This window comes from Streptomyces sp. NBC_01235 (assembly GCF_035989285.1).
Taxonomy (GTDB): Bacteria; Actinomycetota; Actinomycetes; order Streptomycetales; family Streptomycetaceae; genus Streptomyces.
On sequence record NZ_CP108513.1, the window covers coordinates 10,453,721 to 10,469,297 of the forward strand.

Here is a 15,577-nt window from a genome sequence, read left to right on the forward strand (position 1 = left end):
TGATGTGAGGGGTCGGCGGCCGCCGGCCCTCGGCCGGGCCGTCGGTCCTGCTCGACGGTGTGGACGCTAAGTGGCCCAGGAGGCCTACCGATCCCAGGTTCGTCCGCGCGTTGCCGGTCGACGTACGCTCCTCACATGCCACCCCCGAGCAGGCCGGCCGACGAGCGCCGACCGCGTGCCATGGTCGTCGACCATGCCTGGCGCGGCCTCGGGCCGGGGCTGCAATCGCTGAGCGGCCCCGGTGGGGCGCCGTTGACCCGGACGGTCAAGCTGATCGTGCTGCCGCTGATCGTCAGGCCGGCGCTGCGTCCCGAACTCGCGGGGGACTTCCTCGGACCGGCGCAGGCCGCGCGCCTGGACGGGCTGATCCGGGAGTCCGGCACGCTTCTCGCGGCGACGGCACAGTGGTTCACTCTGCTCAAGAGGACCCGCCGGGCGCTGGGCATCGTCGCGGGCAACCCCCAGGACCTGTACTTCCAGCGCTGCTTCGAGCTGGCCACCGAGCACGGAGCGCCCTCGGCCGGTGCCGACGACGTCGCCAGGGCCGTGGTCGAGGACGCGGCGGACACGGCCGGCGGACGCACGGTGGACGCGCTGAAGGGCTACCTGACCGACCCCGTCCGGCGCTCCCGGCTCGACGGGGAGCTGGCCACCGCCTGGGAGAGCCGTACCCCGGCCCCGGCCGCCGACGCGGCCGCGGCGGCGGCGCTGGCGGCAGAGGTCCTCGAAGCCTGCGCCGCGCCGGGCCGGGAGGAGGGCTCACCGCAGTACGTGTCCATGGTCGAGGCGGGACACGGGGGCTTGTTCGGCCGGGCGTTGTGGGCGCACGCGGGCGGTGTCTGGGTCCGCGACGACCTGCCGGCGCATCTGGGGCTGACCGTACGGCAGGTGCCGCCACGTCCGGAGGTCGGCCGAAGCGCCTCGACGGCCACGCTTTCCGCGCCGCTGGACCGCACGCTCTACGAGCGGCTCTTCGCCGTCCTGCAGTCGTCGGCCCGGCGCGAGGAACTGCCGACGGTGCCGGAGCTCGTCGCGCGGGAGACCGGCCGCAGTTGCGCTCCGCTCGGCCTGTACGACGAGAGCCTGCGCGTCGCCGTGGTCCTCGGCGGCCGGCTCGCGGTCGGCCTCGACCCGCTGGGCACCGGGGAGGGCGCGGCGGGGCGCACGGCGGCGCACCGGGCCGTCAACAGCCGCTGGCGACGCGAGGCCTCGGTCCTCCGTGCCCGCAGGATGACCGTTTCTCCCCGCCCCGACCCGGACGGCGGCGTCCTGAACGCCCTCGCCCAGGATCTTCGTACGCCGTGGGCCGCCTACATGCGACGGCTATGGGTGCGGTTGCACGGGCGGGACGTCCGCGACGCACCGCTGGAGGACCTCGCGTCCGCCTGGGCGGTGCTCGACGGCGTCGCCCGCTCGGTGATGATGGACCATCGCGCCCGGGTCCGGTCGGCGCTGCGCACCCTGTCGGCGGCCCCCGCGCGGTCGGCCGAGCCGAGGAGCGCGTGATGGCCCGGGACGCGCGGGACCGCATCGACGTCCACGTCGCGCGGGGCGGGGACGGCACGATCCGGATCGGGACCGCTCCCGCCACTCGTCCCGCGACCGGTTCGGACATCGGTTCCGCCTTCGGCCACGCCGAGGCCTACGACGATGTGGTCGCCGTGGGCCCCGACTTCACCTGGGCCGTCCTGGATGTCGCGGGCGCCGTGCTGACCTGGCCCGTCCTCGGCGACCCCGGCCCGCCTTCGGCGGAGGTCCATGACCCGGGCCGGGCCCAGCAGTGGCTGTGGGCGCTGTACGGCGAGCGCGTGGCCGCCGCCGTCCACGACCGTGCGGAGGGGGAACCGGCCGGGGTACGGGTCGCGGCGGACTCCACCGCCCTCGCGGCCGACGCCGCCCGGCTCGGCCTCGGGCACTGGGCGGCCCGGTGGTGGCCGGCCTCGTACACGGACGGGATACCGGCGCTCGAACCGGACGTGCTCGGCCTGGAGTTGGCCGCACTCACCCACCGGTGCCAGCAGCTGTTCGACGCCGACGGCGATCAGCCCGACGACTGCGTGGCCGAGCTGATCGAGGACCACCAGGCCGCCCTGGACCCACTGATCGAGTGGTGGCGCGCGGCTTCCCGGTCGGCGGACACGGCACGCCATCTGGAGAGCGTCCTGCGGCTGATCGACGACGCGGCCGACAACGCCGGACTGGACGGGCCGGCCCTGCGCCGCCTCCGGTCGTCCCTGGACCAACGCCGTCCGGCCGGTGTGCCGGTCGACCCCGGCGTGCTCTTCGCTCGGCACGACGGCTACGCCCTCGCGGCGGGCGAACGGCTCGTCGAGGGCGGCCGGTTGATCGCCCGGGGCGCGGGGACCAACGACTGGCGCCGCTATCCGCCCGGCTTCGTCGACGCGGCCGAGAACGCGGTGTCCTGGACCGCTCGCGCGCTCGGCGCGCGGCGCCAGATCGAGGTCGAGGCCGTCGCACACGGCGCGGCGCCCACCACGGGTACGTCCCTCGTCGCGGAGATCCACGTGAACGGTGGCCACCCGAACCGGGTGCCCCTCGCCAGACGGGACGACGTGTGGACCGGCCTGGCGGACGTGGACCTGGGGCCGAACCCGGGCCTGTCGGCCGGGGCGATGCCGCCGCGTGTCGAGGTCGGTGTCCTGCTGCCCGGCTTCGACCCCGGCCCCGGCCCCGGTCCCGATCGCCCCGGTACGTCCGGTGAAGCAGTCGGCCGCGTCGACCGTGACGCGATCCGTACCTTGGTCCGGCAGCGGCTGACCGCCGCGGCACAGCCCCTGGCGTACGACCCGCTGCCGCACGACGCCTCCCTGGGACCGTTCCTTGCCGAGACCGCCGCCGTTGCCACCGACGAGGACTACTGACGGATGCCGGACAGCGACGAGTTCGGGGAGAACGAAGCGGTGACGCGGCTGTACGGGGACCCGTTCGACAGCGGCTTCGCCCTGGCCGAGCGGCATCAGCTGGCGGCTGATCCCACGGCCGCGTGCGCTGTCTACGAGGAGTTGCTCACCCTGGCCGAGTCCATCGAGGACTCGCCCGACGTGCGGTTCCTGCGGGCGCACCTGCTGTCCGACCTCGCGAGCGTCCGGCTCACCGCCACGGACCTGCCGGGGGCCGAGGACGCCGTCGGACGGTCCCGGGAACTGCTCGACGGCATCGCATCGGTGCCGATGGGGCCGAAGGGCCGTCAACTGTGGCTGGAAATCCTGCTGAAGACGCTGATCGCCGGAGCCGACCTGCTGCGCAGGACCGGGCGTCTGGACGAGGCCATGGCCTGCCTCGACGAGGCGGCGGTCACACTGCCCGAGTTCGACGATCCCGAGGGACTGCGCTCGGCCGAACTCGGCCTGAACCGGGTGCATCTGCTGATGGAGCGGGGCGAGTGGGGAGCGGCCGAGGAGCAGGCCTCGGCGCTGTTGTCCGCACTGCCCGCGACGGTGGTGGAGACCGTGCCGCGGCTGCTGACCGCCCTCGGCGTGATCTGCGCCTCGACCGGGCGGTACGACCCGGCCGAGGACTACTTCGCCCGTGCGGAGGACGCCTTCCGGGCATTGGGGGACACCGGCGAGCAGCAGACTCTGCTCGCGCACCGGGCGTACGTCGCGATGGACCGGGGTGACCTCGACCGCGCGGAGCGGCTGCTCGCCGAGGCGTCCGCCTTCTTCGAGCGGCAGCGGCGGTTCGGTGATCTCGCGGTCTGCGAACAGGCCCGTGGCTTTCTCGCCGGGCGGCGCGGTGACATCACCGGCGCGGGCGACCTGACGGCGGCGAGCCTGGCCCGGTTCGAACGGCTCGGTGCCTCGATCGCCGCCGCCGACACCATGCTGCTGAGCGCCCAACACGCCTACGACCGGGGCGACATCACCGAGATGAAGCGGCTGGCCCAGGAAGCCCGCGATGTGTACCAGGAGCGGGAGGTGTACGAGCGGTGCGCGCAGGTCGACCTCATGCTCGCGAGAACCCTTGAGGACAACCTGAACCGGACGGACCACGGCGACCACGAGAGGCAGTCCGTCGACACGGCGCTCTCGCTCGCCCTGCCCGCCGCACTGGCCCTGGAGGCGGCGCGCTACGACTTCGTCACCGCCCATGCGCGCAGTCAGTGGCTGCAACTTGCTGACGACGCCATGCGGTTGGTCTTCCGGCTCGCCGTGCGCCGACAGGACCAGGGGCTGCTCTTCGAACTGGTGGAACACCGCAGTGCGGGCGCCTCCCTGGCAGTGGACCGTACGCCGCGGTCGCCGGGGGCCGCCCAGGACGGCGGGTCGGTCTTCCCGAGCCCGGCCATGAAGGCGTACGGACACGTCGACGGCCCGACGGCGCTCGGGGGTGTCGCGGCGGAGGCCGCCGTCTCCGCGGGCCTGCGCGTCGCGCCACCTCCGAAGGTGCGCATGTCGCCGGAATCCGGCCGCGTCGCGCTCCAGGAACCCATCGCGGCGGCCGAGTTCCGCTATCACCGACGGATCGTGGACGAGCGGGAGACGCCGTTCTGGAACACCGAGGACCTGACGAGCCGCCCGGTGGTCCAGGTCCGACTGGCCGACGCCGGCGACCTGTTCATGACCTGGACGTGGGCCGGCGGGGCCCGCGGGTTCGGCTCCGGCCGCGGGCCCGGTGACGAGGTCGACGCGGCGGTGCGTGCGCTGGCCGCCGCGCTGCCCGGGGCGGGCGGAGGAGCGGAGGGAATGGGGCGCGCGTTCGGCTCGGGAGCGATGGCCGACCGGCGGAGGGAGCACCGGCTCGCGCGGATGGTGGCCGAGGCGCTGTGGCCGGAGGGGCTGACGGCACAGATACGCCAGGTGGCGGCGCGCGCGGGCCGACCGCTGGTGCGGATCCAGCCGTCTCCCCGGGTCGCCCAGGTCCCCTGGGAACTGCTCGCCGTCGACGAAGACGTCCGGCTCATCGACCTGGCGGACGTCGTGACCACCGCGCCGGCGTCATTGCGGAGGCAGCTTCCCGCCGCGCGTCCGACGCCGGACACCGACGACAACGCCAACACCGACGCCGACACGGTCGTTCTCGTCCTCGACCCCCGGGTCCCCGGTTTCCGGGCGGACTCTCCGCTCGGCTCGGTCCTGGGACCGCCCGGCTCGGACCCTGAGCTGCTGTCGTTCGTCCGCAGCCGTCTGGACGCGGGTGCCGTCGTACCGTCCGTCGCCGCCCCGGCGCAGGCGTTCCGCCGCACCGACCTGGACCGGGAATGGCTGAGCGGCGTGCTCCGCAAGGGGGCACGCAGACTCCTGTACGTCGGGCACGTCAGCGGCGCGCCGGTCGAGGGCGGGCAGAGCGAGGACGGCACGCTCCATCTGTGCTGCGGTCCGGGGACCGCCGGCCTGGCCGAGCCGGTCCGCACCCATCGGCCGCTGTCGGCCAAGGACCTTCTGCTGGGCACGCTTCCCCTGCGCGCCGACGGAGAGCCGGGCGCGCGGATCTGGCCCGCGCCGCCGCGTGTCGCCCTCATCGGCTGCGAGAGCGGCGGCGATCTCCGGTTCGCCGAGTCGTTCGGCCTGGCGACAGCGATGATCCACAACGGTGCCGAGCTGGTCACCGCCACCCGCTGGGCGCTGCCGACCAGCTTCGCGTTCCACCGGCTGGCCGGCCTGCCCGAGGCCGTACGCCCGCTGTCCGAGGCGATCATCGCCGTCGACACCGCCCACGAGCACCGCGACCCCGTGCACCGGCTCGGCCGCTGGCAGCGCGAGCAACTCGACCGGTGGCGCGCCGGTGGCCGGATCGAGCACTCGCCCCTGCTGTGGGCGGCCATGACCTGCATCGTCGTATGACCGCCGATGAGTGATGGACGTCGAGGAAGGTGGTCCGGTACGGCGGGACGGTCAGTGCGCAGGGCCGACGCCGTTGCCCAGTCGGTCTGCCAGGCAGGCGAGGTACAGGGCCATGGCGGAGCGGTGGTCGCGCAGCGGACGGCCGGTGATCTGCTCGATCTTGTTCATCCGGTAGACGACGGTGTTGCGGTGGATGTGCAGGTCGGCGGACGCCCGTACGAGGTTGAACCCGCTCTCGCACCAGGCGGTGATCGTGTCGCGGAGCACCGGCCAGTCCGGCTGGGCGCGCAGGTCCGCCGCGGTGCGTGCCAGCAGCCGGTTGCGGGCGGGTTGACCGACTGCGGCCAGGACCTGATGGACGCGCAGGTCCGCGATCAGGCGGACGGGGGTGTCCTCGGCCTGGCGGGCGACGGGAGCGTCGCCCGCCAGACGCGCGCCCAGTCGGAGCGCGTCGCACGCGTCCTGGTAGGAATCGTGCAGGCCGCCGACGGACGACGCCGGTTCGCCGATTCCCGCGCGGGCACGCAGGCCGTCCTGGGCGGCGATGACGTCGATGAGGCGCCGGCAGTCGTCGGCCAGGGAGGTCACCGGGCTCCGGGCCGGGAGCCGGTGCAGCACGCCGATCCAGCCCGGTGCGGTACCGGCGACGATGTCCTGGGGGTCGGCGAAGACTTCGCGGACCGTGCGGAGCAGTTCCGAGCGGACCAGCGCCATGTCGCGGGCGGGCGGGGCGGCGGGGCGGCGGGCGCCCGTACCGGGCCCGGGCGGCACGCTCACCTCGAACGCCACCGCGACCCTTCGCAGTCGTAGGTCGAAGCCCAGTTCGGCCGCCCGGAACTCGAGGGAATCGCTCTCGACGACGTGGGGATCGTACGAGGCGATGTCGGCGAGCAGTTTCTCGGCCGCCCGCTCGCCGAGCAGGCGGGAGCGCAGCATCACGGACTCCCTCAGCAGGATTTCCGTCTGGCGCTTCACCAGCAGCCCGAAGCGGCGCACCTGGGCGGGAGTTCCGGTGATGCCGACCGTGCCGACCGCCTGCCCGTCCGTGACCAGCGGCAGGGTGACCCCAGGGCGCACCCCCCGGAGCAGGTGAGCCTGCGACGCGCTGTGTGTGGCGGGTTCCTTGGTCCGTATCACCTCGACTGACGCCTCGTGGAACGTCCCGACCCGGCTGCTGTCGCCGCTGCCGATGACCGTGCCTTCCGCGTCGGTGATCAGCACGTTGAAGCCGATGACCGCGGAGGTGTCCCCGGCGATCTCCTGAGCGAGTGACGGACTCAGCATGTACGTTCCTTCCGCCCCCTCCGAGAATGGACGCACCGTACAGCCGGGCGAGCGATTTCAGCCACAAGTTCGTACGAAGTGACCGGTGACGTGCAGCGGGCCTGTCCATAGCGTATGGGCCCATCACATCCCCGCCGGGGGCACATCGTAGTGAACGGGCGGGTTCCTTCAGCGCCGTTCCGGAAGGCCCAAGCCGATGACCCGTGTGCGTTCGCTTCTCTCCGCCTTGTCGGCGGTTCTCCTGATATCGACAGTCGCCGCCTGCGGTTCGGGCGGCGACGACGCTCCGAAGAACGTGTCCGCGAAGACCGCCGCGCTGGGCACGCTCACGCCCGGCGTGATCAAGGTGGCCGTCCAGCCGTACGCCCCCTACACCAGCGTCAAGGGTGACAAGATCGTCGGCCTGGACGGAGACATCCTCAACTACGCGGCCAAGCAGCTGGGCCTCCAGGTCGAGCCCGAGGTGACCGATTTCGCCGGGATGCTCGCCGGGGTGCAGTCCCGCCGGGTGGACATCACCATCGGCGGCGTTGCCTGGTCCGCCGACCGGCAGAAGCAGGGGCTGTTCACGGATCCCCCCTACTACTCGCCGCCGGCGATGGCCGTCCGGTCCGGGAAGACGTACCGGACGGTCGACGATCTCAAGGGGCTGGACCTCGGGACGGTCGAAGGCTACGTCTGGGTCAAGTCCATCCAGTCCGTGCCCGGCGCCGAGCTGCACGCCTACCCCGACGCCAACGGCGTGTTCGACGACCTCGGCGCCGGCCGGGTCGACGTCGGGTTCCTCGACCCGCTCCTCATCATCGCGGCGCAGAAGGAACGGCCCGAACTGAAGATCAAGACGGAGTATCTGACGCCGCCGACCGCCGCACAGGTCAAGGCGAAGCCCGCCTACGCATACTTCCAGCCGTACCAGACCGGCTTCTACCTGCCCAAGAAGGCCACCAAGCTGGAGCAGGCCATCTCCGCGCAGATCGACGCCATGTACGCGAACGGCGAGATGGCGAAGCTCGTCAAGAAGTACGGCGGTGACCCCGAGCAGTTCCTCGAGCCCGCCGCCGATGTCGCCACCGCGCGCCGGGGCGTGGACCGGCCCGAGAACTGGACTGCGCCGTCCGTCGCGGCATCGCAGTGAGGGGAGAAGCGGTGATGAACGACATGGCGTCCGGTCTCTTCCAAGTCCCCTGGTCCGACTACCGGCCCGACCTGCTCGACGCGCTCGGGCGCACCGTCTCGTACACGGTGGTGAGCTTCGCCGGCGCGGTGGTCCTCGGCCTGGCCGTGGCGTTGCTCAGGCTGAGCAGGGCATGGCCGGCGCGCGCCGTCGCGGCCGTCTACACCGAGGTGTTCAAGAACGTCCCGCTGCTGGCCATCATCTTCCTGACGTACTTCGGCCTGGCCTCGGCCGGGATCCGGCTGGACGTGTTCACGGCCGGTTGCCTCAGCCTCGTCGTCTTCTACGCCGCCTACCTGTCCGAGATCTTCCGCTCCGCGATCAGCGGGGTGCACGCGGGACAGACCGAGGCGGGAGAGGCGCTGGGCCTCGGCAAGGTGGGCATCTTCGGCCACGTCATCCTGCCGCAGGCACTCCGGCAGGCGCTGCCCGGCACCAACACGATGCTGGTCGACCTGCTGAAATCCACCTCGCTGCTGGTCACCGTCTCAGCCGCCGAGCTCATGTCGGAGGGGCGGCTCATCACCTCGGCCACCTTCCGGGCGCTGGAGGTGTACCTGGTCATCTCGGCCGTCTACTTCGCCCTGTGCTACCCGCTCTCCCAGCTCCTTCTGCTGCTGGAGCGGAAGGTGCGGGCGGGTGTGCCCCTGTCTCCGTGGCGACGACGCCGGGTGCGGGCCGCACGCGCACTGCTCGCCGGGGACACCGGCGTGGACGTCCGAGTGAAGGAGACGGCATGACCGAGCCCGTCACCACAGCGAAAGCCCCGGCCGGGACGGGCGGGCAGACGCCCGCCGAAGCCGTCGTACGGATCGAAGGCCTCAGCAAGGCCTTCGACGGGCGCCTGGTGCTCGACGACGTACACCTCGAGGTCGACCGCGGCCGCATCGTGAGCGTCATCGGGCAGAGCGGCGGCGGGAAGACGACCCTGATGCGCTGCGTCAACCTGCTGGAACGCCCGGACCGGGGCACGGTCGAGGTCGCCGGAGAGGTGGTGCACAGCGGCGGCCGACTGGTCTGCCGCGACCTGCCCCGGCTGCGCCGCACCGTGGGCATGGTCTTCCAGCGCTTCAACCTGTTCCCGCATCTCACGGCCGTGGAGAACGTCGTGCTGGCCCAACGCAAGGCGGGCGTGCCCGAGCAGGAGGCGCTGGAGCGGGCCGTCACACTGCTGCGCCGGGTCGGGGTGGCCCACCGCGGCCTCGCGCAGCCCGACCAGCTCTCCGGCGGCGAGCAGCAGCGGGTCGCCATCGCACGGGCTCTCGCCCTGAAGCCCGAGGTGCTGCTCTTCGACGAACCCACGTCCTCCCTCGATCCGGAGGCCACCCGCGAGGTACTGAGCGTGATGCGGGAACTCGCCGCGGACGGAATGACGATGCTGCTGGTCACCCACGAACTGCCCTTCGCCCGCGAGGTGTCCGACCACGTCGTCTTCGTCGACGGCGGACGCATCGTGGAGGAGGGGAGGCCCGAGGACGTCCTCGACCATCCCGCGCAGGCCCGGACCCGGGAGTTCCTCGCCTCGTACGGATCCGCGTCATGACCCGTGCTCCCGTGGTCGGCGCGGGACCCGTCGTGGTCGTCGGCGGCGGAGTCGTGGGGCTCTGTACGGCGTACTACCTGGCGGCGGCCGGTATTCCGGTGGAGATCGTCGAACGGCGCGGCCTCGGCTCCGGGGCGTCCCGGGGCAACGCCGGCTGGGTCTGCCTCAGTCATTCAACACCCGTACCGGCCCCGGGAGTTGTGAGATACGCCCTGCGCTCGCTGGGCCGCCCGGACTCGCCGCTCTATCTCCGGCCCCTTCCGGATCCCGCGTTCGTACGATGGCTGTGGCGGTTCTGGCGCAGCAGCACTCCGGCCGCCTTCCGGAGCGGGTACGCGGCCATCGCCGAACTGAACCGCGACACCTTCGGCCTCTTCGACGGTCTGCGCGAAGCCGGGGTCGACACGACGCTGACCCGGCCCGGCATGGTGCACGCCTTCCTGTCGGAAGCCGAGGCCAGTCACCACCTCGCGATCCAGCGGGAGATGGCGGACGGCCACTACCCGATGCCCGTCGACGTCACCACGGGACCCGAGGCGCATCTGCTGGACGAGGCGCTGTCGCCCCGGGTACGTGCGGCGTACCTCGTCGAGGGAGAAGGCGTCGTCGACCCGGAGGCGTTCGCCCGGGCGCTCGGAGAGGCACTCGCCGCCCAGGGGGTGAAGGTCCACGAGAACGCCGAGGCCACCGGGTTCCGGTCCGGGGGCGGCGGGGTCGCCGCGCTGCGTACGACGCAGGGTGAGATTCCCTGCGGGGCCGTCGTCATCGCCGCCGGAATGCGCTCCCCGGGGCTGCTGCGCTCCCTGGGCCAGTCGCTGCCGCTCCAGGCGGGCAAGGGCTACAGCTTCTCCGTGGACCTGGATCCGGCGCCCCGGCACACGCTGTACTTCGGCGAGCGCAGGGCCGTCGCCTCACCGATCGGCGGCACCACGCGGATCGGCGGCACGATGGAGCTGAGCGGCAACAACAACCGCCTCGACTGGCGCCGTGTCGTCGCCGTCGCCCTCGCCAGCCGGCACTATCTGGGCCGCTGGTTCGACGATCCGGACGATCTGGTCGGCCTGATCCGGGACCCCTGGGTGGGCGGGCGGCCGTTCCTCCCCGACGGACTCCCGGTGATCGACCGTGTCCCGGGACACGACAACGTCTTCGCGGCCACCGGCCACGGCATGCTGGGCGTCACGCTGGGCCCGGTCACCGGGCACAGACTCGCCGAGTACGTCCGCACCGGCGACCGGCCCGAGGCCCTGGCGCCCTTCCGCTTCGAACGGCTCCGGCGTCAGGTGCGGTCGTAGGCGCGAAAGAAGGTGCCGAGGGCTGTCGGCTGATGCGGAACACTCCGACAGCAACGGCCTAACCGGCGTTCAACGGACGTTCGAAGAACGTCTCCAGGACCACCGTTGCCTGTGTCCCGCTGACCCCGTCGATCGTGTACAGGCGGCGCAGCACGTCCTGGAGCCGCTCCGTGGTCGCGGTGCGCACCTTGACCAGGACGCTCGCGCTGCCCGCGATGACGTGCGCCTCCTGTATCTCCGGGACGGCGGCGAAGTCCTCGGCCCGGTCGCCCATCCACACCGTCGAGTCGACCAGCACGAAGGCGAGGACCCCGCGGTCGAGCGCGGCGGGGTCGACGTCGACCGTCGTGGCCCGGATGACCCCTTGTTCGCGCAGCTTGCGCACGCGCTCGTGCGCGGCGCCCGCCGACAGGCCGACCGCCCTGCCCAGAGCGGCGTACGACCGGGTGGCGTCACGCTGGAGCAGGGCGATCAGCCGACGGTCGATGTCATCCACTGACTTCATGTGCAAACCATACCTGGTTCGGTCAACTGCGTGTTACGTTGAACGAAATCCTGTCCCCACCTCTTGGGAGGACGCCATGTCCGCCGACGGCCTGTACGAGATCCTGGACGACCGCTTCCGTACCGGACGCTGTGCGAACGGCGACAGCCGGTTGGAGGTCCTGTACGACGGATGCCGCTGGGCCGAGGGGCCGCTGTACCTCCCCGCCTGGCGCCAGTTGCTGTGGAGCGACATCCCCAACGACCGCATCCTGCGCTGGGACGAGGCCACCGGCGCGGTCGGCGTCTTCCGCACCCCGGCCGGCTACAGCAACGGCAACACCCTCGACCGGCAGGGCCGCCTGGTCACCTGCGAGCAGGGCAACCGCCGCGTCACCCGTACCGAGCCGGACGGGACCGTGACCGTCCTCGCCGATCGGTACGACGGCAAGCGTCTCAACAGTCCGAACGACTCCGTCGTGGGCCCCGACGGCACGATCTGGTTCTCCGACCCGGACTTCGGCATCGTCAGCGACTACGAGGGCCATCGCGCCGAGTCCGAGATCGGCGCGTGCAACGTGTACCGGATCGACCCCGCGACGGGGGACGTGCACCTCGCCGCCGACGGGTTCGAGGGACCCAACGGCGTCATCCTGTCCCCTGACGGCAAGCGTCTGTACGTCTCCGACTCGCGGGCCGCCCGGATCCATGTGCACGACATCCGCGAGGACGGCACACTCTCCGACGGGAAGGTCTTCGCCGAGGGTCGGGGCGACGTCCACTTCGACAACATCCGCTTCGACGACGAGGGCCGTCTGTGGGCCGCCGCCCTGGACGACGGCGTCCACTGCTACGACCCCGACGGCACCCTGATCGGCCGGCTGCGCGTGCCCGAGCGCGTCTCCAACATCGCCTTCGGCGGCCCGAAGAACAACCGCCTCTTCATCACGGCCACCACCTGCCTGTACTCGCTGGTGATGTCGGTGACCGGGGCGCCGCGCCTCTAGACCGCGGGTGACGACCGACTCCCGTCCGGTCACCACGCGTGAGGGCCCCGGCGAACCATGACTCGCGCTCGTTATGTCCGTATCCTCGTCAATGTCAGATTATTTGCGAAGAGTGACGTATCGCGGATGCGGGTGAGGCGAAGCGTGGTGAGGCCTGGCAGGGAGTCGATACCGACGGGGCGTGCGACGGACGGCACGGGGCCCGCTCGTTTCCGTGAGCGGTTCCTGCAGGGTGAGCCGGTCGAGCGGGGTGTGCGAGCGTCGATCCTGGACTCATGGCAGCGCTGCCGCTCCCTGGGGCTCTCGCCGGACCAGTCCGATCTTCCTTTCCGGGACGACTTCGACCCGGACGGCCGGATCGTCCGCGCGGCCGTGCCCGTGCTCGACCGACTGCAGTCCACGTTCTCCGGCAGCGAGATCAACATCTCCGTCGCCGACGCGCGTGGGGTGGTCCTTCTACGCCGTTTCGGTGAGCCGTCGCTGGTCAGAAGCCTTCCGGCGATCCAGAGAGTGCCGGGCTTCGTGTTCGCCGAGCAGTTCGCCGGTACGAACGGCATCGGCCTCGCCCTGGCCGAGCGGCAACACATCCGCGTCTACGGCGCCGAGCACTTCGCGGAGCGCTCCCAGCAAAACGCCTGCGTCGCGCTTCCCGTGCGCGACCCGCTCAGCGGACGCATCGAGGGTGTCCTGTGTTTCGGCTATCCACGCAGCTTCGAGACCCCGGCGCTGAGCGCCGTGATCCGCAAGGCGGCCCGGGCCATGGAGCGGAGGCTGTTGGGGCAGAGTTCCGCGCGTGAGCGCGCCTTGTTGCGGGCGTACCTGGCCACCGGAGCCGAATCCGCCGCCGGACCTCACCGCGGCATCGCGGTGGACGAGCCTGCCCTCGAGCTGCGCCCCCATGATCAGGCGATCCTCATGGAGGAGGCCGCCGAGTTGCTCTCCCGTGCGCAGTGTGCCGCCGTCGACGTGCCCCTGCCCGGCGGCCGGCGGATCACGCTCGTGAGCCGTCCGGTGACGAGCGCCTCCGGGGCGGAGGGCTTCGCCATCGAGGCAGTCCTCCCCGGAGTCCCCCCAGGAGAACCGCCGGCCGTCCCGTACCAGGTCGAAGAACTGCCCGGCCTTGCCGCCCATCCCGCCGTCGGCATCGCCGTTTCGCGGCTCGCGCGACTCTCCGTCGGAGGCAAGGGGCTCACGGCCGACGGCACCGGCGGTGCGACGGACGCGGCTGCCGAACCGCCGCCCGCGGCCAGAGGACTCGTACTGGTCGGGGAGCCGCAGGTGGGGGCGTACGCCCTGGCCGCGCGACGACGTCTGGAGCTGCTGTCCGAGGCCAGCGCCCGCATAGGCACCACCCTGGACGTGCGCCGAACCGCCGAGGAACTCGCCGAGACGGCCGTCCCACGCCTGGCCGACTTCGTCACCGTCGACCTGCCCGAGGCCGTAATACGGGGCGAGGAGTCCGCCGACCCTCTGGGCGACCTGCGCCGTACGGTGGTCCACGGCATCCGCGACGGCCTCCCCTTCAGCCCCGTCGGCGAGCGGATGGACTTCGGCCCGACCGCGCCCCAGCTGCGCTGTCTGACCGGCGGACACGCGGTGCTGGAACCCGACCTGACGATCTCCGCGGGCTGGCTCGCCCAGGACCCCGAGCACACCGACCAGCTGCTGGCCCATGTGCATTCCCTCATCGCGGTACCCCTTGTCGCCCGCGGTGTCGTCCTGGGCATCGCGAGCTTCTACCGCGCCCAGGATCCCGCCCCCTTCGGGGACGACGACCGTTCGCTGGCCCAGGAACTGGCCGCCCGCGCCGCCCTGTCCATCGACAACGCCCGGCGCTACACGCACGAACGCACCATGGTCCTGGCCCTGCAGCGCAGACTGCTCCCGCACGGGCTGCCCGATCAGGAAGCCGTCGAGGTCGCCCACCGCTACCTGCCCGCCGAATCCGACGTGGGCGGAGACTGGTACGACGTCATCCCGCTCTCCGGCGCCCGCATCGGCCTCCTGGTCGGCGACGTCGTCGGGCACGGCATGCTCTCCGCCGCCACCATGGGACGGCTGCGCACCGCCGCACGCAGCTTCGCCGAACTCGACTTCCCCCCGGACGAGGTACTCATCCACCTCGACAACCTGGTGGGGCGCCTGGACCGGGAGGACCCCGACGGCGAGGGCGCCGGCATCATCGGCGCGACCTGCCTGTACGCCATCTACGACCCGACCTCGCAGCGGTGCGTCATGGCCCGCGCCGGCCATCCGCCGCCCGCGCTGGTCCGCCCCGACGGCAGCGTGTTCTATCCCGACCTGCCGGCCGGGCCCCCTCTCGGCCTCGGCGGGCTGCCCTTCGACGCCGTCGAGATCGACCTCCCCGAGGACAGTCAGCTGGTCCTCTACACCGACGGACTCATCGAGGACCGGCACCGCGACGTCGACGTGGCCCTCGACCAGCTGCGCGGAGCCCTGGCCCACCATCCGCAGCGCACACCCGAGGAAACCTGTCAGGCGATCCTGGACACCGTGGCCCCCGCCCACCCGTGCGACGACATAGCCCTGCTCGTCGCCCGCACCCACGCCCTGGACCCCCGACGGATCGCCACCTGGGAACTGCCCCCCGACCCGGCCCGAGTCGGCGAGGTCCGTGCGTCCGCGCTCCGGCAACTGGCCGACTGGGGACTCGACGAGGCCGCGTTCGCCGCGGAACTGATACTGAGCGAGCTGGTCACCAATGCCATCCGGCACGGTTCCGGGCCCATCAGGGTGCGGATGCTGCACGACCGCACCCTGATCTGCGAGGTCTCCGACACCAGCAACACCGCCCCGCATCTGCGTCGGGCGGCCAGCACCGACGAGGGCGGACGTGGCCTGTTCCTCGTCGCGCAGCTGTCGCGGACCTGGGGTACGCGCCATCTCTCGGAGGGCAAGGTCATCTGGGCCGAATGCGAACTCGCCGGCACATGAAGACAATGCGTGAAATGGCATGGTTGATACCG

Annotated in this window: 11 protein-coding genes; 9 read left to right on the forward strand and 2 right to left on the reverse strand. The window is 72.0% G+C overall.

Annotated elements, in window-relative coordinates; all coding sequences use genetic code 11:
• Positions 1-135 precede the first annotated feature (135 nt).
• The 3 genes from OG289_RS46890 to OG289_RS46900 are packed head-to-tail and all read left to right on the forward strand — an operon-like array spanning position 136 to position 5,804.
• Positions 136-1,506, forward strand: a complete 1,371-nt coding sequence (locus OG289_RS46890) for a hypothetical protein (protein WP_327320127.1) — start codon at positions 136-138, stop codon at positions 1,504-1,506.
• Positions 1,506-2,882: a hypothetical protein gene (locus tag OG289_RS46895; RefSeq protein WP_327320128.1), complete on the forward strand. Its 1,377-nt coding sequence runs from the start codon at positions 1,506-1,508 to the stop codon at positions 2,880-2,882. Before OG289_RS46890 ends, OG289_RS46895 begins: the two co-directional genes overlap by 1 nt.
• Before the next feature lie 3 nt (positions 2,883-2,885).
• The gene (locus OG289_RS46900; RefSeq protein WP_327320129.1) at positions 2,886-5,804 is read left to right on the forward strand and encodes a CHAT domain-containing protein; all 2,919 of its coding nucleotides are present in this window, start codon (positions 2,886-2,888) and stop codon (positions 5,802-5,804) included.
• Between the two features lie 51 nt (positions 5,805-5,855).
• Here the strand turns inward: OG289_RS46900 and OG289_RS46905 are convergent, their stop codons facing one another.
• On the reverse strand, positions 5,856-7,088 hold the full coding sequence (locus OG289_RS46905; RefSeq protein ID WP_327320130.1) for a CdaR family transcriptional regulator: 1,233 nt from the start codon (positions 7,086-7,088) through the stop codon (positions 5,856-5,858).
• Between the two features lie 196 nt (positions 7,089-7,284).
• On the opposite strand from OG289_RS46905, the gene OG289_RS46910 reads away from it, so the two are divergent.
• The 4 genes from OG289_RS46910 to OG289_RS46925 are packed head-to-tail and all read left to right on the forward strand — an operon-like array spanning position 7,285 to position 11,100.
• Positions 7,285-8,223 carry a substrate-binding periplasmic protein gene (locus OG289_RS46910; protein WP_327320131.1) on the forward strand — a complete coding sequence of 313 codons (939 nt, stop codon included), beginning with the start codon at positions 7,285-7,287 and terminating at the stop codon, positions 8,221-8,223.
• A gap of 14 nt (positions 8,224-8,237) precedes the next feature.
• Positions 8,238-9,002 carry an amino acid ABC transporter permease gene (locus OG289_RS46915; protein WP_327320132.1) on the forward strand — a complete coding sequence of 255 codons (765 nt, stop codon included), beginning with the start codon at positions 8,238-8,240 and terminating at the stop codon, positions 9,000-9,002.
• Positions 8,999-9,805, forward strand: coding sequence for an amino acid ABC transporter ATP-binding protein (locus OG289_RS46920; RefSeq protein WP_327320133.1), 807 nt, complete (start codon positions 8,999-9,001; stop codon positions 9,803-9,805). Before OG289_RS46915 ends, OG289_RS46920 begins: the two co-directional genes overlap by 4 nt.
• Positions 9,802-11,100, forward strand: coding sequence for an NAD(P)/FAD-dependent oxidoreductase (locus OG289_RS46925; protein WP_327320134.1), 1,299 nt, complete (start codon positions 9,802-9,804; stop codon positions 11,098-11,100). The genes OG289_RS46920 and OG289_RS46925 overlap by 4 nt, the downstream gene beginning before the upstream one ends.
• Positions 11,101-11,158: 58 nt before the next feature.
• Here the strand turns inward: OG289_RS46925 and OG289_RS46930 are convergent, their stop codons facing one another.
• On the reverse strand, positions 11,159-11,596 hold the full coding sequence (locus OG289_RS46930) for an Lrp/AsnC family transcriptional regulator (protein ID WP_327321014.1): 438 nt from the start codon (positions 11,594-11,596) through the stop codon (positions 11,159-11,161).
• 85 nt (positions 11,597-11,681) lie between these two features.
• On the opposite strand from OG289_RS46930, the gene OG289_RS46935 reads away from it, so the two are divergent.
• Entirely contained in the window at positions 11,682-12,590 is a 909-nt protein-coding gene (locus OG289_RS46935) for an SMP-30/gluconolactonase/LRE family protein (protein WP_327320135.1), read from the forward strand.
• Positions 12,591-12,734: 144 nt separating this feature from the next.
• Positions 12,735-15,545, forward strand: a complete 2,811-nt coding sequence (locus tag OG289_RS46940; protein ID WP_327320136.1) for a SpoIIE family protein phosphatase — start codon at positions 12,735-12,737, stop codon at positions 15,543-15,545.
• Positions 15,546-15,577: the final 32 nt, after the last annotated feature.